Raw genomic sequence first — 26,058 nt, forward strand, 5'->3', positions numbered from 1 at the left:
GCGCTAGCCTGCCCCGCATGACCGACGAGACCCTGGCCGCGGGCGGAGAACTGCGCGGCGCCGACCTCTCCCAGCGCGACCTGACCCGCCTGCTGCGAGCCGAGCCGCTGCGGCCCCGCGTGTTCGTCGACTGCGACCTGACCGGAGCGGACCTGCGCGGCGCTGCTCTTGCCGACGCGCGGTTCACCGGCTGTCGGCTCGACGGCGCGCGGCTGGACGACGCCGCGCTGGACGGGTCGCGGTGGGACGGCGGCGGCGCACCGGGCGCGTCCTTCCTCGGGGCCGAGTGCGCGGACGCGCGCTTCGAGCGGGTCGATTTGGCCACTACGCGTTGGGCCGGTGCGCTGCTCACCGATGCGGTATTCACCGGGTGCCGGATGACGGGAGCCGGGCTCGGCGGTTGCCGGGGGATCGGCTACCTCCTCTCCGGGTGCAACCTCATGCTGGCCCGCCTGGAGGGAGTCACGCTGCGCGGACAGCAGCTGGACGGCCTTCGACTGGACGAGGCCGACCTGACCCGCGCCGATCTGCGCGAGACAGTGTGGAAGGAGAGCCGGCTGCTCGGCGCCACTCTGCAGGGGGCCTCGTTCGCCGGAGCCGACCTCCGCGGGGCCGACCTGGGCGAGATCGCCCTGTCCGACGCCCACGTGCTGCGCGGTGCCACGGTTTCGCCGACCCAGGCGAACATGCTGCTGGCGGGGATCGGGGTCCACGTCGTCGAATGATCCCCCCCGCAGGACAAAAATGAATCTACAATGTAAAGGTAGTCGTCGGGAGCTCCCTTCTCCCTCATAACCGCACCACCACCCACACGGCGCTTATGCGCTCACGCCGAGGTACCTCTCGAACCACTCGCCGGAGACCCGCGCCACCTCATCCAACGCGCCGGGCTCCATGAACAGGTGGGTGGCGCCCAGCACGATGTAGACCTGGTGGGGTGCGCGGATCCTCCGCGCGGCCTCGTGGCTGATCCGTACGATCGGTGCGTCGGCGCTTCCGACGATGAGGAGAACGGGTGCGCCAAGGCGTTGCAGGGTCTCTTGTGCGAGATCGACGCGTCCGCCGCGGCACACCACCGCTCTGACGTGGTCGGGTCGCCGCACCGATGTGCGCAGCGCGGCCGCGGCGCCCGTGCTGGCGCCGAAGAGACCGACAGGCAGCCCGGAGGTCTCCTCGGTGCGCCCCAGCCAGTCGAGTGCCTCGGTCAGCCGTTCTGACAGCAAGGTGATGTCGAACCGGAAATCATGGGTGCCGGTGCGGGCTTCGATGTCCTCCTCATCATCGGTGAGCAGGTCGAAGAGCAGCGTTCCCAGGCCACGCTCGTTGAGCGCGGAGGCCACCGCCTTCTGCCGCGGGCTGTGCCGGGAGCTGCCGCTTCCATGCGCGAAGAGGACCATCCCGGACGCCCCAGCTGGAACAGCCAGATCACCGGCGAGTTGGACATCCGGCGGCCCGAGGGTCACGGGTTTCGTTTGCGTCATCATTCCCCCCGGTTGGCGATGTCCGGCAGGGCGGGCGCTGCTGTCGCGCCACCGCCGTCGGACGCACGAGGAAGCCGTGTCCCACGCCTCCTCTTCGTGCTCTCCCTCTAGGTCCTTCCCCCGATCCTGGCCTTTACCGGTCCTTGTTCCGCGCTCGGAACCGCTGGTGCGGCAGCTCGGGCGGTGCGCCGGGAAAACACGGATTGTGGCCATTCCATAAGCGCCAAAAATGGGCACTCAGTGCTTTCCCGTAATGCGAAATCAGGAGGCCAGGTATGTACTGGTATGACGATTATTCGAGGGAGGGGGAAACGGGTCGCGTGCGTCGGTGTGAATTCTCGGCAGAGCGCGGCAGGTGAATGGCGGTGGCGGAAACCGCGCAGGTCGCGGTATATGGTCCTGGTGAGAGGTGCCGGCGCCACGATGGGCGCGCCGGGCTGGAGGCCACGCGGCCCCAAGCGCCCACCATGGCGCGGCGGAGGGGCGCCGAGTCGATGTCGGGATGGCGGGGACACAGTGCGGGGGAGATGTCATTACATATTCAACTTTCTCGGCCCCGGTGCTCCGCGCATTCCCCGGGTTCCCATGCGTGAACGTGGGCGATGTGAGGCGTTCGGGCCGGCTTGCGCGGGTACGAATATCAGCGCGATCCGTTGTGGACCGCGGTCGGCCCCACGACGCCGATGGGCCGCTCCGTTTAGTGCTCGCATACCGCGGGTAGTGAGGGGTCCATTCTTCCTACGGCCGATCCATGCGACGCGGCGGGGAGGGGCGGGCGCGATGTCCTTGTCCAGAAGCGAGAGGGAGCGGCTCCGTGCGATCGAGGAGCAGCTCCGCGTGGAGGATCCGGAGTTCGCCGATCACCTGGAGCGGTGCGCCGAGCGGATCCCTGAGGCCGATCCGGCGATGGATCCGTCCGCTCCCCTGCCGGTGCCGATGATGCTGTGGGCGGCCATCGCCGCCATCGCCCTGGCTCTGATCCTCGCCCTCGTCATGGGCAGCACCGGGGAGAGTGCGCCCGACCCGGCTGAGGGCGGCCCGCCCACCTCCTCCGACGTGTCCGTGTACGACCTGCGCCCCGGCGTTGTGGCCGGGCAAGAGTGAGATGGTCCGATGACCGAGACGGAGGCCCACAGAAACCCGCGCGAGATCACCGAGACCCCCACCGTCAAGCAGGGATGGGCGGTCGTGCGGTGGCTCGGTTCCACCGACCACAAGTTCATCGGGTACCTCTACCTCACCACCTCCTTCGCTTTCTTCCTCGCCGGCGGGGCCATGGCGATGGTGATCCGCGCCGAGCTGCTGTGGCCTGGACTCCAGGTGGTCACCGCGCAGGAGTACAACGCGCTGTTCACCATGCACGGCACGATCATGCTGCTGCTCTTCGCCACGCCGCTGTTCGTGGGCTTCGCCAACGTCGTCATGCCGCTGCAGATCGGCGCGCCGGACGTCGCATTCCCGCGGATGAACATGTTCAGCTACTGGCTCTTCCTGTTCGGCGGGCTCATGGTGATGGGCGGGTTCCTCACGCCCGGTGGCGCGGCGAGCTTCGGATGGTTCGCCTACCAGCCGCTGTCGGACGCCGTGCGGACTCCCGGCCTGGGCGGCGACTTGTGGGTGCTGGGCCTGATCGTGTCGGGTCTGGGCACCATCCTCGGCGCGACCAACTTCATCACCACGATCGCGTGTATGCGGGCACCGGGCATGACGCCCTTCCGGATGCCGCTGTTCACCTGGAACACGCTGTTCACCAGTGTCCTGATCCTGCTGGCGTTCCCCGTGCTCACCGCCGCGCTGGCGGCGATGGGCACCGACCGGATGCTGGGCACGCACGTCTACGACGCCGCCCACGGCGGGGCGATCCTCTGGCAGCACCTGTTCTGGTTCTTCGGCCACCCCGAGGTCTACATCGTCGCGCTGCCCTTCTTCGGGATCATCACCGAGGTGATCCCGGCCTTCTCGCGCAAGCCGCTGTTCGGCTACAAGACCATGGTGGGCGCCACCATGGCGATCACCGGGCTGTCGATGGTGGTGTGGGCGCACCACATGTTCGCCACCGGGGCGGTGCTGCTCCCGTTCTTCTCCCTGCTCTCGTTCCTGATCGCCGTTCCCACCGGCATCAAGTTCTTCAACTGGATCGGCACGATGTGGCGCGGCCAGCTCACCTTCCCCACGCCCATGCTGTTCGCGATGGGGTTCCTGGTCACGTTCCTGTTCGGAGGGCTCACCGGGGTCCTCCTGGCCTCGCCGCCCATCGACTTCCATGTGACCGACTCCTACTTCGTCGTCGGTCACATGCACTACGTGCTGTTCGGAACCGTGGTCTTCGCGATGTTCTCGGGGTTCTACTTCTGGTGGCCCAAGATGACCGGGCGCCTGCTGCATGAGGGGCTGGGCAAGTTCCACTTTTGGACGCTGTTCCTCGGCTTCCAGGCCACGTTCCTGGTGCAGCACTGGCTCGGCGCGGCGGGGATGCCGCGCCGCTACGTCGACTACCTGCCCAGCGACGGCTTTACCGAGCTCAACGCCATCTCCAGCGTCGGCTCGTTCGTCCTGGGCGCCTCCACCCTGTTCTTCCTCGCTAACGTCTACTACACCACGCGCTACGGCGAGCGGGTGGACTCCGATGACCCGTGGGGGTACGGCAGCTCGCTCGAATGGGCGACCTCCTGCCCGCCCCCGCGGCACAATTTCCGCTCCCTGCCGCGGATCCGCAGCGAGCGCCCCGCCTTCGACCTCAAGTTCCCGTACCGCACGCCGGCCGGGGCCCGGCCCGACCAGCCTGCCTGACCCCGCCCTGACCGGTCCGGTCGGATACCGGGGGCGGCGCGGCGTCAGGCAGGACGGCTGGCGCCGCTGCCCCCGCGTCTTCTCATTGCCCACGTCCGTGTCCCTCCCATGGGGGAAGCCCCGCCCGCTGGACCACCCTCGCAGGGGAGGTCAGGCCGCCCCTCCTGGTGAGACGCTCGATGCGGCCTCGCTGACAGGGGACCCACGGGACCGAGGCGTGGGCCTGCGGGGGAACCGGGAGGGATCACATGGGTCAGGGACCGAACGAGCGGTGCGGCACGGCGCCGACGTCGCACAACGCGGCGGTGCGGGCGGCCAGCAGGCGTGCGCGGTATGTCGGCCGCGCGGCCGTGGCGTGGTCGGTGGTGTCGACGGGACTGGCGGCGTATTGGGCGCTGACCGGGCATGGCTTCCCCTACGCGTCCGACGCGGTGTCGGATGTTACCGGACCGGTCGTGGGACGGTTCGGTCCGGACGCCGCCTGGGTCGCGGTCGTCGTGGTCGGTGCCCCGGCGGCGGTGCTGGGTGGCGTCATGCTCCGCGGGATCCGGACCGCTCGGCCGGTCCTCATCGCTCTGGGGGTACTGGTCGCGGTTCAGCTCCTGCTGCTGATGACCAGCATCGACCTGCTGACCCTGATCGGCTACACGCCCTATGCGCTGGTCAGCCTGGCCACTCGTCCCGAGGTCGCCGCGGCCTACGCGCGCACCGCCGCGGAGACGGGTGTGGCACACCAGCTGTTCTGGCTGGTCGGCGGGTTTCTCTGGGCGCTGGCGACACTCGCCTATGCCCGCCGCAGTGGTAGCGGCTGCCCGCGCTGTGGGCGGCGGGAGGGCTCCGAGAGCTGGCGGAGCCCGGCGAGCGCGGCGCGCTGGGGCCGGGCCGCCGCCTACCTGGCCGTCGTCCCGCCCGTCGTGTACGCCTTCACCCGCTTCGCCTGGGCGCTGGGGTTTCCGCTGGGGATCAGCGAGGAGTTCCTGCGCGAGGGACAGGAGCTCGGCATGTGGACGTCAGGTGCGTTCCTGGCGTCCTTCGGGCTCGTTGGCGCTGTGCTCACCCTCGGTTTGATCCAGCGCTGGGGCGAGGTGTTCCCGCGCTGGATGGTCGGGCGGAGCGGGCGACGCGTGCCGATCGCGCTCGCGGTGGTTCCCGCGTCGGTCGTCGCGGTGCTGCTGACCGTGGGCGGGGTGGCGATGTGGTCGGGCTACGCGGAGATGGTCGGCGCGGCGGTGGGCGGATCCGCCGAGGATATTCAGCCGCTCGGCGTCCTGCCCACCGCCCTGTTCCCGCTGTGGGGCGTGGCGCTCGGCGCGGCGACGCTGGCCTACTACTACCGCCGTCGTAGGGCCTGTTTTGTCTGTGGCCGGGGGGAGACTGTCCCCGTTTCCGCCGAGGAGCACGCGGCCTGAAGCGATGGGCCGTGCGCCCCGAGGGGAACCACGGCGACCCGTCGGGGCCGGAGGACGGACGGCCCCGACGGGCCCTTCCGCGCCCAGACCGGCCCCGGTTACGGCACGTAGATGGTGCTCCCCGTCTTGCGGGCCCGCAGCGCGGCTTCGAGGCGGGGCGCGATCGGTGCGGGCAGCATCCGCACGGCCTCCTCTGGCTCGACAAAGGCGTAGGCGTCGAGCTCCTCCTCCTGCAGAATGATCTCCGCGTCGGAGGCGACGGTCCCGCAGTCGAAGATGAACGCCACGAACGGCTTGGGGCGGACGCCCTGGGGGGCGCTCCAGTGCAGCGCCAACAGGGGCCCGGGCGTTAGCCGCAGCCCGACCTCCTCGGCCACCTCGCGCTCGCACGCGAGGTGCGGCGCCTCCCCTTCCTCCACAACTCCGCCCGGCAGCGTCCAGTGGTCGCGGTAGTTGGGATCCACGATCAGAACATTGCCCGACTCGTCGCTGATGAGCCCGAAGGAGGACAGGTAGGCGGTCGGCAGGGTGGCGAACCACTGCTCCGGGGGCAGGAAGTTTTGCGGCATACCGGCAGGCTAGCCGAGTTCCCGCGTGGCCGTCCCCGCGTCATCGCGCCGATCGAAGGGGGTGGCGAAGCGACCGGTCCGGGCGCCCTCCTGGAGCATGCGGCGCATCTCCTGGCCCTCGTTGAGGTGCGGGAAGGGGGCGTCGGCCGGGGCGTCGACTTCGAGGAAGTCGCACAGCGGTTCCCAGCCGTCGCCGGGTTCGTAGATGAGCAGGCGGTCGGCGGGGACGGTCTCGATGACGGCGGCATTGTGCCGCTCGAACCCCGCGATGGAGGGTTCCTCCGCGGGGATGTCCGCGATGGTGGCGCCAAAGCTGGTCTGGAACATCACGTCCAGCACCGCCTGCCGGAATTCCTCGTGTTCCGAGGACCGGCCGATGTTCTCGCCGCGTGCTGCCCTCGCGTTGAACTCGAAGATCGTGTTCTTGCAGCTCGCATACCAGCGCCGGGGGTCGCGCCGGGTGAGGATGACCTTGGCGTCGGGGTAAGCGGCCGCAAGATCGCGCCAGAAGTAGGAGCTGGGCCAGTCGACCGCGGATCGATATCCCTCAAGGAGGTACTCCCAGTCGACCGGATCGTCGGTCAGTACCCTGCTCCACCGGCGGGACTGCTCGGGGCGCTGGATCACCTCGTACATGTGGTGGCAGGGGCCGAACCCCAGCTGTTCCAGGGCCGCCTTCATCGAGGCGGTTCCGGTGCGCGGCATGCCTGCGCCGATGACCTGCAGCATCGTCCGTGTCCGTTCTTCTCGTGTGGCGCCGGATCGTCCGCTGTCCCCATAAGGGACGCCAGACACACGACGACACTGCTGCAAATGCATCGATCGTGCATGTAGCCCGGAGGAGACAGAAATGTTCTCCTCCGGGCGGGAATACGAACCGGGGCTCAGCCGAGGCGGACGGCCGGTCCCGGCGGGGGCCGTCACGTTCGAGCGGGCCACGGGTGTCACGTTCCGAGCTTCAGTGGCGGCAGCGCGGCCTCGATCTGGGCCTGGTCGGGCTGGAGCCAGGGCGGGAGGCGCAGCTTGCGGCCGAGTTCGAGCAGCGGCTCGTCGTAGTCGAAGCCCGGTCCGTCGGTGGCGATCTCCAGCAGCACGCCGCCCGGCTCGCGGAAGTAGATGGACTGGAAGTAGGTGCGGTCGCGTACCTCGGTGACTTCGACGCCGTCCTCGACGAGCGCCGTGCGCCAGGAGAGCTGGGCCCGCGGGTCGGGGGCGCGGTAGGCGATGTGGTGCACGGTGCCGGCGGCGACCAGTCCCGGTTGGGCGGACGGGTCGGCGATGACGTCCACGACCGCGCCCACACCCGCGCCCGCCCCCGTGGCGTGGAAGCGGAAGCGGGCGCCGTCCTCGGCGACCAGGTGGAAGCCCAGCTGGCCGCTGAGCATGTCCGTGGTGCGCTCCGGGTCGTGCTCGGTCAACGTGACCGCGCGGATGCCGCGGATCGCGTGCTCGACGGGGACGCGGCCGCCGTCCCACGGGTCGGTGCCGTGGACGTCGGTGCTGGCGACCAGCTCGATGGCGAGGCCGTCGGGATCGCGCAGGGTGAGCACGTCCTCCTCAAGCCGCTCGGTGGGGCGGGCGGCCGCGATCCCGAGTGAGGCCAGGTGCCGCTGCCACCAGCCGAGTGAGCCCTCGGGCACGGAGAAGGAGGTGGTGGTGGCCTGGCCCGCGCCGATGCGGCCCTTGGGGGCGCCCGGCCACGGGAAGAAGGTCATGATCGTGCCCGGATTGCCGGCTCTGTCGCCGTAGTAGAGGTGATAGGTGCCTGGATCGTCGAAGTTGACGGTCTGCTTGACCAGCCGCATTCCCAAGGCGTTCAGGTAGAAGTCGGCGTTGGCCTGCGGATCGCTCGCGATCGCGGTGACGTGGTGCAGTCCGGCTGGGCGGACGTCCATGTGGGGTTCTCCTCGCACAGCGTGTGGCTGTTCGGTCTCTCGTGATCGGGAAACAGTTGAAAGATAAACGGAATTTCACGCGAGAGAAGCGGCGGGCGGTGGCGGGGAATGGGGTGCCGTGAGGGATCGCGGTGGGGAGCGACGTGGGTGCGGCAGGCGCGGCGACCACGTCGCACCAGGGAAGCCGTTCCCTTCGGCCAGATGACTCCAGGGCGCGGATCCGGTCGTCGACTGCGGCCGTGATGTCGGAAGTGAAAGCCGTCTCCCGCGCTGTGACCGCGATTGGGTGGCCCGGTCGGAGGGCCGCCCTGCTCCGCACACGTGGAGCGGCCCTCCGGCCGGGGTGATCCGGTGCGGTTGGGGCGGGTGACGGGGGGCGCTGGGGTCCCGACCCGGGTCGGCCACCTCCCGCGTGGTGGCGACGCCGCTCCGGGCGGCCCTGGTTCCGCGCGTCGCAGGGCCGCGGGTCCAGCGTTGAGCGAAAAGTCGTCTTTGTCAACCAAAAAAGTAGGAAATCACTGTTTTCGCAGTTGGCGAGGGGAGTGGTGGACGCCCAGGTGTGGCGGAGGTAACCCACCAAGTATGTAGGGAATGTGGTTAACTGCGGTCATGGACGTCATCGATGCTGGTCGCCCCGCGCGGCGGCGCAGTCTCATCTTCGACGAGGGGTGTCAGGGGCGACGCATGCACCCGTCCGCCCCTTGAACGACTTGGAACGACACCCATGAGCATCGACACCTACCCTGCCCTCGGCGCCGCACCGACGCCCCTTACCCTGGGCCGACTCATCGAACTGACCGTCGCCACCGCGGCCGACGTCCGCGCCGGACTGCACGAGATCCACTTCGACGCCGAGAACCGCTGGTCGGTCCGGCTCCGCGGAGACGCCTACGCCGACGTCTGGCTGATCACCTGGACCCAGGACCAGTCCACCGCCCTGCACGACCACGCCGGATCGCTCGGCGCGCTCACCGTCGTCAGCGGCGTGCTCACCGAGCACTACTGGGCCTCCGGCCTGTGCGGGCGCACCATCGCGAGCGGCCACGGCGCCGCCTTCCCCCTCGGCCACGTGCACGATGTCGTCAACCGCGAGCCCGAACCCGCGGTGAGCGTGCACGCCTACTCCCCTCCGCTGACCGCCATGTCCTACTACGACCTGGACGACGGCGGGCTGCGGCGCACGCACAGCATCCTCACCCACGACCCAGAGCCCGATGTGGTCACCCTCGACGACGTCCCCACGATCGGCGCGGCGTCGGCCGGGAAGGCGATCCGGTGAGTGCGATCGACGACCTGCTGCGCCGTCGGCGCTCCGGGCTCGACCGGGTGACGCCCGGCGACGCGCACGCCGCCCACACGGACGGGGCGCTTCTCGTGGACACCCGTCCGGTGGTCAACCGCGCCGCCGAGGGGGTGATCCCGGGCGCGGTGATCGTCGACCGCAACGTCCTGGAATGGCGTCTGGACCCCACCAGCCCGTACCGCATCCCCGAGGCCGACGGCGCTGACCGGCGCGTCATCCTCTTCTGCAACGAGGGATATGCCTCCAGCCTTGCCGCCGCGCACCTGCGCGACCTCGGCCTGCGCCGCGCCACCGACATGATCGGCGGATTTCGCGCCTGGGCGGCCGCCGGTCTGCCGGTCGAGCGGGACACGGTGACCGGATGACCGGGTTTATGGGATTTTTCGGTGCATACCCGGATACGGACGTGTGCTTACGGGGTCTTGGGTCGATGCCGGGCTAGGTCGTTCCCACCGGGGTGATGGAGAGTGGGAAGCACCTTCGTCACGTCGAGTGATTGGATAGTTGTGGAGCGTTGTGCAGCTCTATTCGGCGCAGCCGTGTTAGGCCTTGGATCGCCCGCCCCTGCCGACGCCGCCAGGGATACCTATGCCTCCGTCCCTTCCGACCAGGTCGTCGTCGAACGCGGCCTGACCGGCCTGGACAACGGAGGCCCTCTGGTCATCAGCATGCCCCAATAATTCCCGCGCCCCGCGGGAACCGGTGTCGGCGCCGCGCCGCCCCCGAGCAGAACGGCTAGAGCGGGATCGGCAGGCTGGTCAGGTACTCCGACGCGCGCCTTGGGTGGAGAAACCAGCCGATGAAGTCGGCGGGGTCGGCGAACCCGTTGGCGAAGCGGTCCGCTGTCTCCTGGCTGTAGTGCGCGGCGTGCAGCAGCTCCTGGGCGTGCGGGGGCATCTTGAGCATGACGGTGCTCCAGGCGACCACGTGCCGTGCGTGCTGCCAGTAGGCGTCGAAGGCCGCGCGCATGAAGTCCTCGTCGAACGGTCGGTCGCCGTGGTCGACGATGGCGCGCCGGTAGACCTTCGCGCACTGGGCCGCGCTGTTGGCGCCCTGGGAGGTGATCGGGTCGTTGCTGACGACCGCGTCGCCCATCGCCAGCACCGTACCTCCGCCGGGCAGCCGCCCGATCGGCTTGCGGACCACGGGGGTGATCGCCCCCTGCAGCACCGCGCGGGCGTCGGTGAGCTCGACGTCGCCGCACCGCTCGTACTCCCAAGGCGCGTGCGCGCGCATCGCCCCCAAGACGTGCGCGAGCACGGCGTCGGCGTCACGGAGCGGTTCGGGACCGGCGTCCATCGGGCCGCCGCGGACGCTCTCCACTGCGATCGCATGGCACGGACCGCTCAGCGTGCAAGAGGGTGTGACCATGATCTCGCCGACGCCCGGCAGGATGTTGCGGCGCAGCACGGTGCCTGCGCCGTGTTCCGCCATACCGTGCACGTAGGCGGTGGTGATGGTGCGCTGCGGTGCGCTGAACTCCGAGCGGTCGCGGTCGCGCTCGAACAGCTCGCCGAGCTCCCCCTTGCCCGTGGCCACGACCACCAGGTCGTAGGAGCGGGAGAACCAGTCCAGGTCGGTGACGGTGGCGCCGTGGATGATCAGGCGTCCGCCGCGGCGCTCGAACTCCTCCAGCCACGCGGCCATCTTGAGCCGTTGGTCGACCGACCGCGCGGGCTCGCGCAGCCGCCCCACCCAGTCGGCGCCGAGTCGGCCCTCGCTGTCGGCGACGCCCACGCCGATCCCGCCGATGCGCGGTGCCCGCTCGTTGTGGATATCGAGGCCGTGTCGGTGCTCGTCGCGTAGCGCCGAGCCGAACAGGCACTGGGTCGACATCACGTGACCGGCCCGGATCTCGTCGGGGGAGTGGAGGCTGACCAGCGTGACGTCGTAGTCGTCCGCCAGCAGCCCGATCGCCATCTGCAGGCCGGACTGCCCCGCACCGACGATGAGGATTCTGCGCATGGGTCCACCCGTACTCGGAAGATCAGCATGAAAACGGCAGGAACCCGGCATCCCGCCGCCAGTCGGCGAATCTAGCACCGCTGTGCGGGCGCTCGCCCGTGACCCCGGAATCCCTGTGTGGCAGGCGTGTCGGGGCTGTTCGGTGCGCTGCGGGGGTTCGGCGGCGAGAGTAGGTGGTACGAGTGCAAGATCACTTCCATTAATCCTACTCATTAAGTAGGATTTGCGCAGTCCTGAGTCAGGGTCACAGATGTAAGGGGCTCCACAGCATGAGCGTGCGCAGGTTACGCCGAGCCGCCGCGGCCACCTCCCTCCTCCTTTTGGGACTGACCGCGACCGCGTGCGGCGGCGACGCCTCCGCCGGGGAGAATCGCCTGGTCCTGGGCTACTTCCCGAACATTACCCACGCACCCGCGCTCGTCGGGTTGAAGGAGGGAATCTACGCCGACGCGCTCGGCGACGGCATCGACTTCTCCACCCAGACCTTCAACGCCGGCCCCGACGCCGTCAACGCCATCTTCTCCGGCGACGTCGACGCCGCGTTCGTCGGCCCCAACCCCGCCATCAACGGGTGGGCGAAGTCCGAGGGCGCCGCCCTGCGCGTCATCGCCGGCTCGACGTCCGGCGGCAGCGGACTCGTGGTCCGCCCGGAGATCACCTCGGTTGACGACCTCAAGGGCGCGACCCTGGCCACTCCCCAGCTCGGCAACACCCAGGATGTGGCGCTGCGCTGGTGGGCCACCAACCAGGGGTGGACGTTCGACACGGCGGGCGGCGGCGACATCTCGATCATCCCGCAGAAGAACTCCGAGATCGTCGATGCCTTCCTCACCGACCGAATCGACGGGGCCTGGGTGCCCGAGCCCTACCTCAGCCGCCTGGTGATCAAGGGCGGCGGACACGTCCTGGTGGACGAATCCGACGAATGGCCCGACACCGGCGGCCGCTTCGTGACGACCCAGCTCATCGTCAACGCCGACTACCTCAAGGCCCACCCCGACAACGTGCGGCGGCTGCTCAAGGGCCACATCGCGACGATCGACCGGATGAACGCCGACCCCGAGGACGCCCGCCGTGCCACCGCCGACCAGTTCGCGGAACTCAGCGGGCGGCGGCTCGACGACGACCTCCTCACCGCGGCCTTCGACAACCTCACCTTCACCGTCGACCCGGTCGCCCCCTCCCTGCGGGGCAGCGCCGAGCACGCCGAGGCCGCGGGAGTGCTCCCACCGGTGGACCTCAACGGCCTCTACGCCCTCGACATCCTCAACGAACTGCTCTCCGACGCCGGTCGCGACCGGGTCAGCGGACTGGAAGGCGATTGACTGATGAGTGTCCTCACGGCCGAATCCGTCGGTACCGCGGTCTCCATCGACGACATCACCAAGGTGTTCGGGCGCGGCCACCACACACTGACCGCCATCGACGGCCTGTCCATCACGGTGCGGCAGGGCGAGTTCGTCTCCATCCTCGGCGCCTCGGGGTGCGGCAAGAGCACCCTGCTCTCGCTCGTCGCCGGACTCGACGAGCCCACCGCGGGTACCGTCTCGGTGAACGGACACCGGGTCTCCATGATGTTCCAGGAGGCGGCGCTGTTCCCGTGGCTGACCGTGGGCGGCAACATCGAGGTGCCGATGAAGGTCCGCGGAATCGCCAAAGCCGAGCGGCGGCGCCACGTCGAGGAGCTGCTCGACCTAGTCCGGCTCGGCGGCTTCGCCCGCAAGCGTCCGCACGAGCTGTCGGGCGGCATGCGCCAGCGGGTGGCGCTGGCCCGGGCACTTGCCCAGGACGCCGACGTGCTGCTGATGGACGAGCCGTTCGGGGCCCTCGACGCCATGACCCGTGACATCCTCCACGACGAGCTGGAGCGGATCTGGCGCGAGCGCGGACTGAGCGTGCTGTTTGTGACGCACAACGTCCGCGAGGCCGTGCGGCTGGGCGACCGGGTCGTCCTACTGTCCAGCCGACCGGGGCGGGTCATGGAGGAGTTCGCCGTGGCCGGGCGGCGCCCGCGGCGCATCGACTCCGCCGAGATCGCCGAGCAGGCCGCCGTCATCACCGATCGTCTCCGTGCGGAGGTCTCCCGTCATGCCCGTTGAACCGAGCCCTAGCCCCCCGCGGGCCACGACCGAGAACGCGTCGCCGGGCGCCGAGGAAGCGGCGGCCGACGCCGGGGACCGACGGGTCCAAGGCCTTGATGCCCTGGAACTGGGCCCCGATCCGGCGGAGACGGAGCGCGGGGCCGCGGTCCTGGCCTTCCGGCTGTGGTCGGCCGCCTGGCCCAAGCTCCTGGCCGTCGCGGTCGTGCTCATCGCCTGGCAGGCGGTGGTGTGGATCGGGTGGAAACCCGTCTACGTGCTGCCCGGCCCCGACCGTGTGTTGGGCACCCTCTTGGAGGAACTGAAATCCGGTGCCTTCTGGGAGGCGGTGCGCACCACGATGGAGCGCGCGGTGGCGGGCTTCGCCCTCGCCTTCGCCGTGGGAGGCACGGTCGGACTGCTGATCTCCCGATTCAAGGTGCTGCGCAACGCCCTCGGGTCGCTGATCACCGGCCTGCAGACCATGCCGTCGATTGTGTGGTTCCCCTTCGCGATGCTGCTGTACGGCATCAGCGAGGCCGCGATCATGTTCGTCGTCGTGCTGGGCGCCGCCCCCTCCATCGCCAACGGGCTGGCCAACGGTGCCGACTATGTCCCGCCGACCCTGCGGCGCGCCGGTCAGGTCATGGGCCTGCGCGGGATCTCCCTGTACCGGTTCCTCATCGTCCCGGCGTCGTTGCCGATGTTCGTCTCCGGGCTCAAGCAGGGGTGGGCGTTCGCATGGCGGTCGCTCATGGCCGGCGAGCTCCTCGTCATCATCAACCAGCAGCACTCGATCGGGTGGGCCCTGAGCCAGTCGCGCGCCATGAATGACGCCGACCGTCTGCTCGCCTACATCTTCGTCGTCTTGGCGATCGGCATCCTCATCGACATCGTGTTCAGCCGGGCCGACGCGAGTATCCGCACGCGCTGGGGACTGAACACGAGCTGACCGGTCACATAAGGGCACCCGCCCCGCGTGACACGCGAAGTATCCACCTTCACCGCTGAGGTCGCGTTGACGAGACCAGCGGGGACAGAGCTTGAGCGCCATCCGGCGCTCGGGGGGCCGTTCCGCCTGCTGCTGTTCGACGATCGCCCCGCCATCGCTCATATGGAGCACATGTCGGGGAACACTGTCGTTACGGACGCCCCCGAAGTGAAGCGGATCTCGGCCGTATGGGCCGAACTCCAGGCCTGGGCGTACTCCCCCGCTCAATCCGTGGAGCTAATCAGGAAGGTACGAAATGGATGCGATGCGTCAGGCGTGGCACACATCAAGCTACTCGGTTGACGGCCCCAACTGTGTTGAGGTGTCCGAAGGCCCCGAGACCCGTATTCGCGACACTCAGAATCGGCATCTCGGTGACCTGAGACTTGCCGCTGCAGAGTGGGCGCGGTTCGTCGCCGCCGCCAGTCGGATGTAGGGAGGTCGTCCCTTGGCGGCACGCCTACCGGTGTGCCGCCGCCTCGGCGACGATGGAGCGCACCTGCTCGACGATCTCCGTGCGGTTGCGTTCGAACACGTCATCGGTGACGTCCCCGCCGTTGCCCGCACCGAAGTGCAGGACCGGGGTGTGCACGTGCCCGGCGGGGATTTCGCGGCCGGTCGCGTCGCGCAGCAGCGTGTTGCGGTAGGCGATCTCGTTGGAGAGATAGTCACCTCCGCCGCCCGCCACGGCCCGTGACCCCGGAGTGGGGCCGTCGGGGCGGACCACCGGCTCGGTCTCCCCGGCCGGGATCTCGGTGACCTGGGTGTTGTCGATGACGGGAAAGGGCCCGGCGGCCGCGTCGACGATCGCCTCGCGGTCGAGGGTGGAGGGGCTCCACTGCGGCTGCGGCTCTACCGTGGGCACGCCCTCGGGAATGGGGATCTGGCCGGAGACGCCGACCATGAGGTTGTCGGTGCCCCCGCCGCGCCACGCACCGTTGTAGGCCTCCAGGTCGAAGCGCCCTTCGCGGCCCTGGCTGACGGTGATCACCAGGTCGGCCGGCCGGTGGCCGGTGTAGTGGGGGAGCAGCGCGTGCTCGACGATGCCCTCGGTGAAGTCGCGCCAGCGCACGGGGAACATCCCGGCCTCGATAACGGCGGGCCCCTCATCGGTCTCGATGGCCGTGCCGTCCAGAGCGAGTGCGGCCGCCCCCGAGGGGTTGGCCTGGCGGATGTCATTGTTGAGCCGGAAAGGGTCGAACCCGGTGACCACGACGCGGGTGATGTCGGAGTCGCCGGGGAAGCGCATCTGGTGGTGCCCGCGTGACCATCGCTCCAGCGACGCGATGAGCTCGGCCCGCTCATTGTCGCTGAGTTCGAACGACGGCTCCCAGCGGCGGAGCGCCGCCGTCATCCCGAGCCGTGCCCAGTACAAAGGGCGGTCGTCCCCGGCACTCAGGTCACCGGTCGCCCGGCCCACCTCCTGCGCTCGCTTGACGGCCGCGCGCCACAGCCGCGAACCGTGGTGCCGGACCATGGCCTCAGCGGCGCGCGGGTTCCGCGCGCCGCACAGGGCATCGGCGAAGTCGGTGGCGGCCGTGTCGAAACCCGAGCGCCGCAGGATCTCCTGCGGGACCTCACCGCTGAGCCGGGACTCCTCGACGGTGATCTCCCCGCTCCCTTGACACGCGGACTCGGGCGGCCCCACCGTCGCACGCGCGGGCAGTGCGACCGCCAGCACCGGAAGCGTGATCAGCGCGCTGGTGGAAACCCGTGCCACCGTCCGCAGTAACCCCATGTGGCCCCGCCGCCCCATTCCGTCCCTAAATGCGCGTATGCCGCACACCGCTGGCTCCGGAAGGTACTACGCGAACCTCGCGCGCGTCGAGACGGGTCGGCGTCGGCCGACGGGGGCTGGTGCGTTCTTAGCCGCGTGCCGCGTCGTAGGACGTGTGCGCGCTGAGGACCTCGTCCATGCGGGCTTCGACGAGTTCGACCAGGTCCAGAAGCTTTTCCGCGGTGGCGGCGCCGAGGGGCGTGAGGCGGTACTCCACGTGCGGTGGGATCTGCTGCCGCACGTCGCGGATGACGAATCCGTCGCGTTCCAGGGCGTGCAGGGTCTGGGAGAGCATCTTCTCGCTCACGCCGTCGACCCGTCGGCGCAGGGCGTTGAAGCGGTAGGGGCCGTCGTTCAGCGCGGCCAGGACCAGGGCGCCCCAGCGGCCGGTGATGTTTTCCAACGTGGTGCGTGACGGGCAGCGCTTAGCGAAGACATCGAATGCCACATCGTCGAACGCGTCTCCGGTGTCGCCCGGCTCGGCGGGTGGCGTAGACGCGGTCTCGACGCTTTCCCTCATGAACCCACAGTATCGCGTACCTGCACTAACGAGATTCCCGCACTAACCGAGGGTGTGTGCTTTCGCTGTCTGGGCTACGGTAGCTGAGCGTCGCGGGGACGATTGCGCCCCGTGTCCCAATTATCGACTGCGACTGCAACGCGACCCCGTGCGGCGGCGGGCCCACGGTCTGTCGTCCAATCAGGAGGAGCACCCGATGGCAGCGGTGGAAACCGATGTGTTGATCGTGGGCAGCGGGCCCGCGGGCGCCAGTGCCGCCCTCGCCCTGAGCACCTACGGCATCGACAACATCCTGGTGACCCGTGACGGGCGGCTTGCTGACACCCCGAGGGCGCACATCACCAACCAGCGGACCATGGAGGTGTTGCGCGATCTGGGCGTCGAGCAAGACGTGGTCGCCAAGGCCACCCCGCAACACCTCATGGGCAACACGGTCTTCTGCACCTCCCTCGCCGGTGAGGAGCTCGGCCGCGTGCGCTCCTGGGGCAACGCCCCGCTCGTCCAGGCCGAACACGAGCTCGCCAGTCCCACCCGCATGTGCGACATGCCCCAGCACCTGCTGGAGCCGATACTCGTCAACGCCGCCATCGAGCGCGGCACCCGGCTCCGCTTCCACACCGCCTACACGTCCTTCGAGCAGGACGACCACGGGGTGACGGCCACCGTCGACGACCGTCTGCGCGGCGACACCTACCAGATCCGCGCCAAGTACCTGATCGGTGCCGACGGCGGGCGCAGCCGCGTCGCCGAGCACGCCGGGCTGCCGATGCGCGGACACATGGGTGTCGCGGGCAGCATCAACATCGTGTTCCGGGCGGACCTGTCCAAGTACGTGGCGCACCGCCCCGCCACCCTGTACTGGGTGCTGGCGCCTGGAGCGACCGTTGGCGGCATCGGCGCGGGCTTGGTCCGCTGCGTGCGCCCGTGGAACGAGTGGCTGATCGTGTGGGGGTACGACGTGGCGAGCGGGCCGCCGGACCTCACCGAGGACTACGCCCTGTCGGTGGTGCGCAAGCTGGTGGGAGACGACGAGATCCCGGTGACCGTCACCTCCACCTCCGCCTGGACCGTCAACGAGATGTACGCCGAGAGGTACTCCAACCGGCGGGTGCTGTGCGCGGGGGACGCCACCCACCGCCACCCGCCGTCCAACGGACTGGGCTCCAACACGTCCATCCAGGACTCCTACAATCTGGCCTGGAAGCTGAAGCTGGTCCTGGACGGCACCGCCGCGCCCTCCCTTCTCGACAGCTACGACGCTGAGCGCGCTCCCATCGGCAAGCAGGTCGTCGAGCGCGCCAACAAGTCCATCGTCGAGACCGCCCCCATCTTCGAGGCGCTGGACGGCCTGGCCCCGCAGACACCCGAGCAGCTGCACCGCAACATCGCCGCCCGCAAGTCCGACACCCCCGAGGCCGCCGACCAGCGTGCCCGGCTGCGTGAGGCGATCGCGCGCAAGGTGTACGAGTTCAACGCGCACGGTGTGGACCTCAACCACCGCTACACCTCGTCGGCGGTCATTCCCGACGGTACGGCCGAGCCGGGCTACGACCGCGACCCCGAACTGCACTACCAGCCCACCACCCGGCCCGGCGCCAAGCTCCCGCACGCCTGGCTCACCGCGGGGACGCGCAACCTGTCCACCCTCGACCTGGGCGGGCAGGGCCGGTTCACCCTGATCACCGGCATCGGCGGCCAGTGCTGGGCGGACGCGGCCCGCCTGGCCGGCAAGGAGTTCGGGTTGGACATCGCCACAGCGGTCATCGGCCCCGGCCAGGAGTATGAGGACCCCTACGGCGACTGGGCGCGGCTGCGCGAAATCGCCGAGTCCGGCGCCCTCCTGGTCCGCCCGGACAACCACGTGGCCTTCCGCTCGTTCGACAACGCCGAGGACGCCGCCGGGATTCTCGCCCGCGCGCTGGGACGCCTGCTGGGGTGGGAGCGGCCCGAGGCGCCGAGAGTCCGCAGCGGTTCTGAGAGCCGCCACGGACGCGGCAGGCCGCTCGGGCAACCGTCAGGTGCCGCCCCGTTCGCGCCTCCCGGAACGACCGAAGGCCCGACGAGACCGCTGGATTAGGGTGAATTCGTGCGCACACTGCTCGACCAGCACGACGCCCTCGTCCTCGACGGCGGGCTGGCCACGCGGCTGGAGGAACTCGGCTGCGACCTGAGCGACGAGCTCTGGTCGGCCCGCCTGCTCATGGACGATCCGGACCTGATCCGGCGCGCGCACCGCGACTTCTTCGCGGCGGGCGCCGACGTCGCCACCACCGCCAGCTACCAGGCCAGTGTCCCGGCGCTCATCCGACGCGGGATGAGCGTTCGGGAGGCGGCCGACCTTATCCGCCGGTCCGTGACGCTCGCGGCCGAGGCCCGCGACGAGCGCGGTGCCGGACTGGTGGCGGCGAGCGTCGGCCCGTACGGCGCCTACCTGGCTAACGGTGCCGAGTACACCGGCGCCTACGACCTCGATGAGGAGGGCCTGGCCGCCTGGCACCGCGACCGGTGGCACATCCTCGCCGACAGCGGAGCCGACCTGCTGGCCTGCGAGACCATCCCCTCCTACCCCGAGGCCCGTGCCCTGGCCCGCCTGCTCGCCGAGACGCCGGGGGTCCGCGCGTGGATGAGCTTCTCCTGCCGCGACGGAGAACACATCAACGACGGCGCGCGCCTGTCCGACTGCGCGGCACTCTTCTCCGGACTCGACGCGGTGGTCGCCGTCGGCGCCAACTGCACCGCGCCCCGCTACATCCCCTCCCTGATCCGCGAGGCGGCGACCAGTGGCGCCGCCGTGGTCGTCTACCCCAATTCGGGGGAGACGTGGGATGCGGAGCGCCGCGGCTGGACCGGATCGAGCGACCCGGTGCGCTTCGGGGCCGAGGCCCGCGGCTGGCGCGCGGCCGGCGCCCGCCTCATCGGCGGCTGCTGCCGCACCACCCCCGAACACATCCGGCAGATCCGCGCCCACCTCGGCTGAGAAGCTCCTTTGCCGCTCCCCGCGAACCCTCGGCCGACGGCTGCGGTACCGGAATCCGGGACATTGACGTGCGCGTGGGCAAACGTCCACACTCATCACCGCACGTGCCGGATACGGTTGTGGGAAAGTGCGGGCTTTGGGGGCCGAATGACGCTCGTGGCCGGAGTGGACTCGTCCACCCAGGGCACCAAGATCGTGGTGCGCCGGGCTGACACAGGAGCGCTGGTCGGCGAGGGGCGAGCCACGCACCCCGAGGGAACCGAGATCGACCCCGACCACTGGTGGACCGCCCTGCTCAGCGCCGCTGAGGGCGGCCTGCTCGACGGGGTCGCGGCCATCGGCGTCGCCGCACAGCAGCACGGCATGGTGGCCCTTGACGCCGACGGGCGCGTGGTGCGGCCCGCCCTGCTGTGGAACGACACCCGTTCCGCCACCGCCGCGGCCGACCTGGTCAGCGAGCTCGGCGGCCCGAAAGCCTGGGCCGATGCCGTGGGAACCGTCCCGGTCGCGAGCGTGACCGTAGCGAAGCTGCGCTGGCTCGCCGAACACGAACCGGACAACAGTCGGCGCGTCGAGCGGGTCCTGCTCCCGCACGACTGGCTGACCTGGCGTCTCACCGGGTGCGGGGACGCGGTTACCGACCGCGGCGACGCCTCCGGAACGGGCTACTACGCGCCCGCCCGCGGCGAGTACTGCCCCGACCTGCTCCGCCTCGCGTTCGGCCGCGAGGTGGGGACGCCGCGCGTCGCCGCCCCGTTCGAGCCCGGCTCCGCCGTCGACGCGCGCGGCCTCCCGCCGATCGGCGTCGTGTCTCCGGGCACCGGTGACAACATGGCCGCAGCACTGGGCCTCGACGTGCGGCCCGGCGACGTCGTTGTCTCGCTGGGCACCTCCGGAGCCGCCTTCGCCGCCACCGACACGCCTACCGCCGACCCCTCGGGCCAGGTCGCCGGGTTCGCCGACGCCACGGGGCGCTTCCTGCCGCTCGTCTGCACCCTCAACGCCGCCCGCGCCCTCAACGCGGGTGCCGCGATGCTCGGCGTCAGCCTGGAGGAGTTCGACGCCCTGGCGCGCTCCGCCCCCGCGGGGGCCGGGGGGCTGACCTTCCTGCCCTACCTGGACGGCGAGCGTACGCCGAACCTCCCCGGCGCCACCGGACGCATCGACGGCATGACCCGGGCCAACCTCGCTCCGCCCAACATCGCGCGGGCCGTTGTCGAGGGAATGCTGTGCGGGCTCGCCGATGCGGTCGACGCGCTGGCCGGGGAGGGGGTCCCGGTCCGCCGGGTCCTGCTGGTCGGCGGCGGGGCGCGCTCCCGAGCCGTAAGGACCATCGCACCCCAGATTTTCGGCCGCACCGTCACCGTCCCCGAACCGGGGGAGTACGTCGCCGACGGCGCCGCCCGGCAAGCGGCGTGGGCCCTTGCGGGAACGCCCCCGGCCTGGGCACCCCGCCCGGCCGAGGACCACGAGGCCGAACCCGTTCCCGAGATCCGCGACCGGTACGCGGCGGCGCGGGAGTCACTGCGGTCGGCCGCGACGTGACGGAACCTCCAGCACCGCCCGTCGGACGCCCACATCGGCGACCGTGACCAGCGCCCCGGCGCCCTGCACAGCGGGCGGAACGGTGGCATACGCGGGGATGGCCGGAGGACGGTCGCCGGCCGGATCCGCGTCACCACCGGGCGGGAGGTCAACGGCCGGACGCCCGCTCAGGGGACCGGTCAGTTCCGCACGAGGGTCCACCTTGCCCCGATCGCCGCTGCCTGACGGCAGTCCCCGGCAACCGAGGACACGTCCCGCGCCGTGAGCTGTCAATACGGAGAGAATTGACGAAATTACTGTTCGCGACGATCCGTCGCTGGGTACGGGGTACCTGAGCAAACCATTCCTGACAGGGGGCAGTGATGGACATCGTGGTGCTCATTGGACGTGTTTTCTTCGTGATCGTCTTCCTTTTCTCCGCACTCGGGCACCTCACCCAGCCCAAGGCGATGGCGGGCTATGCGCAGTCGAAGGGGGTTCCCGCCCCGACGGTCATGGTGTTCGTCAGCGGCATCGTGCTCGCCCTCGGCGGGCTGAGCGTCCTGCTCGGGATCTGGCCCGACCTCGGGGCGCTGCTGCTCGTGGTCTTCCTGGTCCCCACCGCGCTGCTCATGCACTCCTTCTGGCAGGAGAGCGACGACGAGGCCCGGCAGAACGAGATGATCCAGTTCAACAAGGACATCGGCCTGGCCGGTGCGGCGCTGATGCTGTTCGCCTTCTTCGCCGCCACGCCCGATCTCGGGCTGACGATCACCGGTCCGCTCTTCACCCTCGTCTGACGGCGCTAGGCTCTGCGCGTGCACAAGGAGAGCCCGAACAACGATCCGCACACCACCAAGCTCGGCAAGCGCGTTGCCGCCGCGGCGCGGGAGGCGGTCGATCGGCGCGGCGCCGTAGCGCCGGTCGACGTGCTGACCGGTCTCGGCTGGCTGCCGGAACCCCAGGTGGACGCCTGGCAGCAGGGCAGGATCGACCACCTAGAGCAGGCCGTCCAAGCGCCGCCGGACAAAGTGGCGCGTGCCGCGGCGCTGTTGCGCGCCTGGGCGGAGGAGCACGGTTTGAACCCCGAGGAAGCCACCTACGCCGCCGCCACACGCGATCGTCGGCCGCTGCGCTTCACCGCTGAGGGGGACGCGGCCGTGGAGCGCGCCTACCGCACGCGCTGGACCGCCCCGGACCTGACCGAGGCGCAGCGCAGGCGCATCGAGCGCCAGCGCACCACAGTTCCCGACCTGATGGCCGTCATGGCCGATGGGGACTGGTCGTGCGCCGAGTGCGGCCACGGCACCAACGATGTCGGCGACCTGTACTTGCTGGAGGCGGGGCAGCGGATCTGCCTGCTGTGCGCGGAGATGGACCACCTCGTCCTCCTGCCGTCCGGCGACGCCACGCTCACCCGCCGTGCGAAGAAGGCGAGCGGGCTGTCGGCGGTGGCTGTCCGCTGGGACCGCCGTCGCAAGCGCTTCCAGCGGCGCGGCATCCTCGTCGAAGAGACCGCCCTGGAGCGCGCGGAGGAGCAGTGCCTGGCGGACGAGGACCTGCGGGCGCGGCGGCGGGAGCGCGACGCTGTCCGCCGGGCGGAACAGGACGTGGAGCTGGAGGCGCGCATCGCCCGGGAGATCCTGTCCCAGTTCCCCGGCTGTCCGGAGGAGCGCGCGCTGCGCGTCGCCCAGCACACCGCGACGCGCGGCAGCGGCCGCGTCGGACGCTCGGCGGCCGGGCGGGAGGTCGAGCCGAAGGCGGTCCGGCGCGCGGTCATCGCGTCAGTGCGCCACGAGGAGACCGACTACGACGCGCTGCTGATGTCGGGCGTTGCCCGTGAGGACGCCCGCGCGCGGATCGCCGACGCCATCGACCGGGTCCTCGCTGACTGGTCGTCCCCTGCCTGAGCCCTGCCGTGTCTCGCGCCGGGGCGCGCCCCCGGGACATCTGGGCTTGCCGAAGCGCGGCGGTCGGCGGTGGCGCGTGAGCGGCGTTCTCGGGCACCCTCACAAGTACGGGGGTGCGGCCCAGTGAACGTGTGGAAGCGTAGGGGGAGCGCGAGATGCACGGTTGGTACGAGGTTACGGGGTCGTGGGGGCACGTTCTCATGGGCCTGAGCACCGTGGTGTTCTGGGTCCTCGTCATCGTGGCCTTCGTCCTCCTGGTCCGCTATGCCGTCCGCGAGGGGCGCCGGGACGGCGAAGCGCGGCGCGAGGCGGCGGAGCAGACGCTCGACGAGCGGTTCGCGCGCGGCGAGATCGACGCCGAGGAGTACCAGGAGCAGCTGCGGATGCTGCGCTCGGCGGTGGGGCAGAGCCGCTGACGCGGGCCGGGCCTCGCTCGGCGGGAGAAGGAGACCCCGGCGCGCGTCACGCGTCGTCGAGGAGATGGCGTTCGAGGAAGTCGTTGCGGAACTTCCCGGCCGGGTCGTAGTGGCGCACCAGCCGCTGGAAGTCGGGGAGGCGCTCGTAGAGCGGGCGCAGCACCCCCGGCGGGGTGGTGAACAGCTTCCCCCAGTGGGGGCGTGCCTCGAATGGCGCCAGCAGCTCCTCCACCAGCGCCATCACCGGCAGCACCGCCTCAGCGTCGGCGATCCAGGTGAAATGGAACGCGACGGCGTCGCGCCGGTAGGCGGGGCTCATCCACAGCTGATCGGCGGCGACGGTGCGGATCTCGCTGACCTGCACGACCGGCGCGATGCGGTCGCGGATGGCGTCCAGCGTCCGGAGCGCCGCGACCGCGTGGCGGCGCGGCACCAGGTACTCCGACTGCAGCTCCTCGCCGCTGCTCGGGGTGGCGTCGGGGCGGAAGTGCGGCAGCCGCTCGAACCAGGGGCCGCGCACCCCCAGCTGCTCGGTGCAGTTGACCGCCGACAGTTCCACGATGGGGTGGCGGGGACCGTCCGCGGGCCGCGCCCCGAACCAGTCCGGCCCCGGCCGTGCGCGGCCGCGGGCCGCGGTGGCGGTGCCGTCCGCGGGGGAGGTGCCGCGGCCGTCGACCCGCCGCTTGACCCACACCTGGTCGATCTGCGGCCCCCGCCAGGTGGTGAACAGGCTGACGCTGTAGCCGCTGGAGGTGATCTCGGTGAAGTGGTCGTCCAGGGCCGCGGTCGGCAGCCCCTCGTAGACGTGCTGCCGTACATCGAAGGTCGTCCGGATGTCCAGGGTCATCCGGACGACGACGCCGAGGGCGCCGAGACCGACGACCGCCCCGTGGAAGTGGTCCGCGGAGTCCTGGGGGCCGTTCGGGCCGCCGGAGTCGCCGCGGCGAAGGACGACGAGGCCGCCCTCGGCGGTGACCATCTCCATCTCGCGCACGGCCGTGGCGAGACTGCCGTTGGCGTCCCCCGACCCGTGCGTCGCGGTCGCGCACGAGCCGACCACCGAGATGTGCGGCAGCGAACCGAGGTTGTGCAGGGCGTACCCCTTCTCATGCAGCAGCCGTCCGAGCTCCGCGTAGCGTACGCCCGCACCGACCGTCACGGTCGAGCGCTCGCCGTCCACCTCGATCGTGCCCGGGAGGTCGTCGAGGCAGACCAGATCCCCGGGCCCGTCGGCGACGTCGCTGAAGGAATGGGCGGACCCGAGCGCGCGTACCTTCGCACTGCGCGCGACAAGGTTCCGCAACTGCTCGATCGACGCGGGAAAGTGGATGCGCCCCGCGCGGAAGGTGATGTTTCCCGCCCAGTTCCTCCGCCGCCGGTCCATCGAGGTTCCCTTTCCGCGCCGCGACTCGGCGTGGAGCCTAACAATAAGGCCGCGACCGGCGTGTCCCGGGGGGTTCGACGCCCCCGTGGCGCGGGGCGCGCCGCGTCGGCAGGGAGACCCGGGCGGTCGGGTAGGGATAGCGGTGGGACCGACACCTCTGTGTGTGGACACCGGACAAGGGAGGACGCCATGGCTACCCACACCGACATCGCTCGGGCCGTGGTCCGCGAAGCCGGACAGACGCTGGCGGAGCGGGCCGGGATCCGCATGGCCGATCGTCCCGCGCCTCTGTGGCAGCTGCTGGTGCTGGTGAACCTGCTCTCCGCGCGCATCTCCGCCGACATCGCGATCGCCGCGGCACGGGAACTCTACGCTGCCGGCGGCGCCACTCCGTCCGGGATGGCCCGACTCGACTGGCAGGACAGGGTGGACGCCCTGGGGCGCGGGGGCTACGTCCGCTACGACGAGAGCACCGCCACCCGGCTCGGGGAGTGTGCGCGGATCGTGCTCGACGACTACGACGGCGACCTGCGCCGACTCGGGGAGGAGGCGGGCGGCGACCGCCGCCGTCTCATTGCCGCGCTGCGCCGCTTCCCCGGCATCGGCCCGACGGGTGCGATGATGTTCTGCCGCGAGGCCCAGGCGGTGTGGGCGTGGCTGCGCCCCTTCGCCGACGACCTCAGCCTGCGCGGCGCCGAGCGCGTGGGGCTGCCCGCCTCTGAGCCGGAACTGGGTGGGCTGGTCCCCAAGCAGGACACCGCCGCCCTTGCCGCCGGGCTGGTGAGCATCGCCCGCAACGCCGACCTTGCCGAGCGGGTCCGCGGCGGCGCCGGGTGACCGGTTGCTCCGGGCGTGCGGCGATCCACGATTGCCGAATCGCCGAGGCCTCCTGCCGCGCCTGTGGCGGGAGGAGGCCTCAGCCGTGCTCGGTTCGGGCGCGGGCTAGATGATTGAGTCCGATGTCTTTAGTGGTCGTAGGCGATCAGGGAGCGCTTGACCGGTGCTCCGGTCTCCCAGTTGTGCCAGATCGCCGCTGCCATCGCGAGCAGCCGCTGGGCGGTGCGGGCGA

At 70.5% G+C, this 26,058-nt stretch carries 27 protein-coding genes and 1 pseudogene; 19 read left to right on the forward strand and 9 right to left on the reverse strand.

The window, feature by feature from the left end; all coding sequences use genetic code 11:
* The first annotated feature begins 17 nt into the window (after positions 1-17).
* Complete coding sequence (locus ABD259_RS18945; RefSeq protein ID WP_344164277.1) at positions 18-725, forward strand: pentapeptide repeat-containing protein; 708 nt, start codon at positions 18-20, stop codon at positions 723-725.
* 93 nt (positions 726-818) lie between these two features.
* Here the strand turns inward: ABD259_RS18945 and ABD259_RS18950 are convergent, their stop codons facing one another.
* Positions 819-1,481 carry a dienelactone hydrolase family protein gene (locus ABD259_RS18950; protein WP_344108603.1) on the reverse strand — a complete coding sequence of 221 codons (663 nt, stop codon included), beginning with the start codon at positions 1,479-1,481 and terminating at the stop codon, positions 819-821.
* Between the two features lie 780 nt (positions 1,482-2,261).
* On the opposite strand from ABD259_RS18950, the gene ABD259_RS18955 reads away from it, so the two are divergent.
* The 3 genes from ABD259_RS18955 (at position 2,262) to ABD259_RS18965 (ending at position 5,680) form a co-directional block, all read left to right on the forward strand.
* A complete protein-coding gene (locus ABD259_RS18955; RefSeq protein WP_344108601.1) occupies positions 2,262-2,585 on the forward strand; it encodes a DUF3040 domain-containing protein in 324 nt (107 codons plus the stop codon).
* Between the two features lie 9 nt (positions 2,586-2,594).
* Positions 2,595-4,271, forward strand: coding sequence for an aa3-type cytochrome oxidase subunit I (gene ctaD / locus ABD259_RS18960; protein ID WP_344108599.1), 1,677 nt, complete (start codon positions 2,595-2,597; stop codon positions 4,269-4,271).
* 248 nt (positions 4,272-4,519) lie between these two features.
* Positions 4,520-5,680 (forward strand): hypothetical protein, encoded by a 1,161-nt coding sequence (locus ABD259_RS18965; RefSeq protein WP_344108597.1) that lies wholly within the window; start codon positions 4,520-4,522, stop codon positions 5,678-5,680.
* Between the two features lie 98 nt (positions 5,681-5,778).
* On the opposite strand, the gene ABD259_RS18970 is transcribed toward ABD259_RS18965, so the two are convergent.
* The 3 genes from ABD259_RS18970 to ABD259_RS18980 all read right to left on the reverse strand — a co-directional run bounded on the left by ABD259_RS18970 (position 5,779) and on the right by ABD259_RS18980 (position 8,144).
* A complete protein-coding gene (locus tag ABD259_RS18970; protein ID WP_344108594.1) occupies positions 5,779-6,249 on the reverse strand; it encodes an NUDIX domain-containing protein in 471 nt (156 codons plus the stop codon).
* A 9-nt stretch (positions 6,250-6,258) separates the two neighbouring features.
* Positions 6,259-6,978, reverse strand: coding sequence for a sulfotransferase family protein (locus tag ABD259_RS18975; RefSeq protein WP_344108591.1), 720 nt, complete (start codon positions 6,976-6,978; stop codon positions 6,259-6,261).
* Positions 6,979-7,193: 215 nt separating this feature from the next.
* Positions 7,194-8,144: a VOC family protein gene (locus ABD259_RS18980; protein ID WP_344108588.1), complete on the reverse strand. Its 951-nt coding sequence runs from the start codon at positions 8,142-8,144 to the stop codon at positions 7,194-7,196.
* Between the two features lie 724 nt (positions 8,145-8,868).
* Between ABD259_RS18980 and ABD259_RS18985 the strand changes: the two genes are divergently transcribed.
* The 3 genes from ABD259_RS18985 (at position 8,869) to ABD259_RS18995 (ending at position 10,127) form a co-directional block, all read left to right on the forward strand.
* A complete protein-coding gene (locus ABD259_RS18985; RefSeq protein ID WP_344164280.1) occupies positions 8,869-9,423 on the forward strand; it encodes a cysteine dioxygenase in 555 nt (184 codons plus the stop codon).
* Positions 9,420-9,812, forward strand: coding sequence for a rhodanese-like domain-containing protein (locus ABD259_RS18990; protein ID WP_344108583.1), 393 nt, complete (start codon positions 9,420-9,422; stop codon positions 9,810-9,812). Before ABD259_RS18985 ends, ABD259_RS18990 begins: the two co-directional genes overlap by 4 nt.
* 174 nt (positions 9,813-9,986) lie before the next feature.
* Positions 9,987-10,127 carry a hypothetical protein gene (locus tag ABD259_RS18995; protein WP_344164283.1) on the forward strand — a complete coding sequence of 47 codons (141 nt, stop codon included), beginning with the start codon at positions 9,987-9,989 and terminating at the stop codon, positions 10,125-10,127.
* A gap of 55 nt (positions 10,128-10,182) precedes the next feature.
* Here the strand turns inward: ABD259_RS18995 and ABD259_RS19000 are convergent, their stop codons facing one another.
* On the reverse strand, positions 10,183-11,412 hold the full coding sequence (locus ABD259_RS19000; protein ID WP_344108581.1) for a styrene monooxygenase/indole monooxygenase family protein: 1,230 nt from the start codon (positions 11,410-11,412) through the stop codon (positions 10,183-10,185).
* Positions 11,413-11,681: 269 nt separating this feature from the next.
* On the opposite strand from ABD259_RS19000, the gene ABD259_RS19005 reads away from it, so the two are divergent.
* Genes ABD259_RS19005 through ABD259_RS19020 form a run of 5 tightly spaced genes read left to right on the forward strand, consistent with a single transcriptional unit; the run spans position 11,682 to position 14,917 of the window.
* A complete protein-coding gene (locus ABD259_RS19005) occupies positions 11,682-12,737 on the forward strand; it encodes an ABC transporter substrate-binding protein (protein WP_344108579.1) in 1,056 nt (351 codons plus the stop codon).
* Positions 12,738-12,740: 3 nt separating this feature from the next.
* On the forward strand, positions 12,741-13,511 hold the full coding sequence (locus ABD259_RS19010; protein WP_344108576.1) for an ABC transporter ATP-binding protein: 771 nt from the start codon (positions 12,741-12,743) through the stop codon (positions 13,509-13,511).
* The gene (locus tag ABD259_RS19015) at positions 13,501-14,442 is read left to right on the forward strand and encodes an ABC transporter permease (RefSeq protein WP_344108574.1); all 942 of its coding nucleotides are present in this window, start codon (positions 13,501-13,503) and stop codon (positions 14,440-14,442) included. Before ABD259_RS19010 ends, ABD259_RS19015 begins: the two co-directional genes overlap by 11 nt.
* A gap of 27 nt (positions 14,443-14,469) precedes the next feature.
* Positions 14,470-14,784, forward strand: a complete 315-nt coding sequence (locus ABD259_RS25915; protein WP_412759478.1) for a Scr1 family TA system antitoxin-like transcriptional regulator — start codon at positions 14,470-14,472, stop codon at positions 14,782-14,784.
* On the forward strand, positions 14,747-14,917 hold the full coding sequence (locus ABD259_RS19020; RefSeq protein WP_344164304.1) for a DUF397 domain-containing protein: 171 nt from the start codon (positions 14,747-14,749) through the stop codon (positions 14,915-14,917). Before ABD259_RS25915 ends, ABD259_RS19020 begins: the two co-directional genes overlap by 38 nt.
* Positions 14,918-14,941: 24 nt before the next feature.
* Here the strand turns inward: ABD259_RS19020 and ABD259_RS19025 are convergent, their stop codons facing one another.
* Together ABD259_RS19025 and ABD259_RS19030 are read right to left on the reverse strand one after the other, a co-directional pair.
* Positions 14,942-16,219 carry a pyroglutamyl-peptidase I gene (locus ABD259_RS19025; protein ID WP_344108569.1) on the reverse strand — a complete coding sequence of 426 codons (1,278 nt, stop codon included), beginning with the start codon at positions 16,217-16,219 and terminating at the stop codon, positions 14,942-14,944.
* Between the two features lie 127 nt (positions 16,220-16,346).
* Positions 16,347-16,778, reverse strand: coding sequence for a winged helix-turn-helix transcriptional regulator (locus ABD259_RS19030; RefSeq protein WP_344164286.1), 432 nt, complete (start codon positions 16,776-16,778; stop codon positions 16,347-16,349).
* 196 nt (positions 16,779-16,974) lie between these two features.
* On the opposite strand from ABD259_RS19030, the gene ABD259_RS19035 reads away from it, so the two are divergent.
* The 6 genes from ABD259_RS19035 to ABD259_RS19060 all read left to right on the forward strand — a co-directional run bounded on the left by ABD259_RS19035 (position 16,975) and on the right by ABD259_RS19060 (position 23,605).
* On the forward strand, positions 16,975-18,855 hold the full coding sequence (locus ABD259_RS19035) for an FAD-dependent oxidoreductase (RefSeq protein WP_344164289.1): 1,881 nt from the start codon (positions 16,975-16,977) through the stop codon (positions 18,853-18,855).
* A gap of 9 nt (positions 18,856-18,864) precedes the next feature.
* A complete protein-coding gene (mmuM, locus tag ABD259_RS19040; RefSeq protein ID WP_344108563.1) occupies positions 18,865-19,755 on the forward strand; it encodes a homocysteine S-methyltransferase in 891 nt (296 codons plus the stop codon).
* Positions 19,756-19,902: 147 nt separating this feature from the next.
* Positions 19,903-21,300, forward strand: a complete 1,398-nt coding sequence (gene xylB / locus ABD259_RS19045; RefSeq protein WP_344164292.1) for a xylulokinase — start codon at positions 19,903-19,905, stop codon at positions 21,298-21,300.
* Positions 21,301-21,662: 362 nt separating this feature from the next.
* The gene (locus tag ABD259_RS19050; RefSeq protein ID WP_344108558.1) at positions 21,663-22,079 is read left to right on the forward strand and encodes a DoxX family protein; all 417 of its coding nucleotides are present in this window, start codon (positions 21,663-21,665) and stop codon (positions 22,077-22,079) included.
* Positions 22,080-22,097: 18 nt separating this feature from the next.
* Positions 22,098-23,189, forward strand: a complete 1,092-nt coding sequence (locus ABD259_RS19055) for a DUF2293 domain-containing protein (RefSeq protein ID WP_344106960.1) — start codon at positions 22,098-22,100, stop codon at positions 23,187-23,189.
* A gap of 155 nt (positions 23,190-23,344) precedes the next feature.
* Positions 23,345-23,605, forward strand: a complete 261-nt coding sequence (locus ABD259_RS19060; protein ID WP_344106961.1) for an SHOCT domain-containing protein — start codon at positions 23,345-23,347, stop codon at positions 23,603-23,605.
* A 46-nt stretch (positions 23,606-23,651) separates the two neighbouring features.
* Here the strand turns inward: ABD259_RS19060 and ABD259_RS19065 are convergent, their stop codons facing one another.
* On the reverse strand, positions 23,652-24,989 hold the full coding sequence (locus ABD259_RS19065) for a D-arabinono-1,4-lactone oxidase (protein WP_344164295.1): 1,338 nt from the start codon (positions 24,987-24,989) through the stop codon (positions 23,652-23,654).
* Between the two features lie 189 nt (positions 24,990-25,178).
* On the opposite strand from ABD259_RS19065, the gene ABD259_RS19070 reads away from it, so the two are divergent.
* A complete protein-coding gene (locus ABD259_RS19070; protein WP_344106963.1) occupies positions 25,179-25,826 on the forward strand; it encodes an HhH-GDP family DNA glycosylase in 648 nt (215 codons plus the stop codon).
* Positions 25,827-25,954: 128 nt separating this feature from the next.
* Here ABD259_RS19070 and ABD259_RS25920 read toward each other — a convergent pair.
* A pseudogene (locus tag ABD259_RS25920) lies at positions 25,955-26,058 on the reverse strand (IS982 family transposase); the annotation flags it as partial.

This window comes from Nocardiopsis rhodophaea (assembly GCF_039530945.1).
Lineage (GTDB): Bacteria > Actinomycetota > Actinomycetes > Streptosporangiales > Streptosporangiaceae > Nocardiopsis_C > Nocardiopsis_C rhodophaea.